Genomic DNA, 879 nt, shown 5'->3' with positions numbered 1-879 from the left:
TTGTAGGTGTAGTCCGTAACGTGGCCGTCAGGATCAGTCTTACGCGTGACGTCACCCTGATCGTTACGCTCATATTTCCAAACCGCCTCACCCCGCCTTACAACCCGTACGAACCCATTGTCATGCTCGTAGGAAGTCGGTTCATCTTCCCCAGGAAACAGCGCCACCAAACGCCCGGCTTCGTCATACTGATACGCCGTCACCGCCCCCAGCGGGTTTTGCTCAACCGTCAGCCGGACCTTGGCGTCATAGGATTTGAAATGCTCAGCGCCATCCGGATCAATGCGCTGTACCAGTCGCGCGCGCTGATCGTGGACATAAACTTCCTGGCTGCCATCAGCGTTGTGAACCGTAACCCTGCCGCCGTCCTCCCACGCATAGCGCGTGTCCATCTGCGAGAAACTGGCCCAATGCCGAACACAGCGCGCCGCCTTGCCAGCCCGTTCCCACTCCCAAAAAAAACTCGCCCCACCGGCCAGCTGCCGCTCAAGGATGACGTGCTGATCGTCGTACCGATAAACCTCACGTTCGCCTACAGCATTGGTCGCTGAAACCAGTCGTCCCGCCTCGTCGTAGGCGTAGGAAACGACGTTCTGCTCAGTCACCCAGACGTAGGGTTCATACCCTTTGGCGCGATGAACCTGATAGTCCACCGCCACAATGCGGCCCAGTTCGTAGCGCAAAAACAAACAACGGCCTACACCGTTATCCAGCCGCTCAATCCCCCCCAAACGATCACGAGCAATACGCAGCCGGTTGTCATACGGATCGCTGATCGCCGTCAGCACACCGTCGCGAAAGTGATAAAACCGTGACGCCTGAGCCAGTACCAATTCATCAGGCAGCGACCCCAAGTAAATCGTCGCTTCCGCCAAGCTG

1 pseudogene is annotated in these 879 nt (G+C 57.8%); it reads right to left on the bottom strand.

The annotated features are described in order from the left end of the window. Positions 1-879 (bottom strand): annotated as a pseudogene (locus FW764_RS28050) (type IV secretion protein Rhs); the annotation flags it as partial.

This window comes from Pseudomonas sp. 1152_12 (assembly GCF_052850675.1).
Note: the sequence above shows the minus strand (reverse complement) of the source record. Positions and strands in the feature narration are given on the sequence as shown.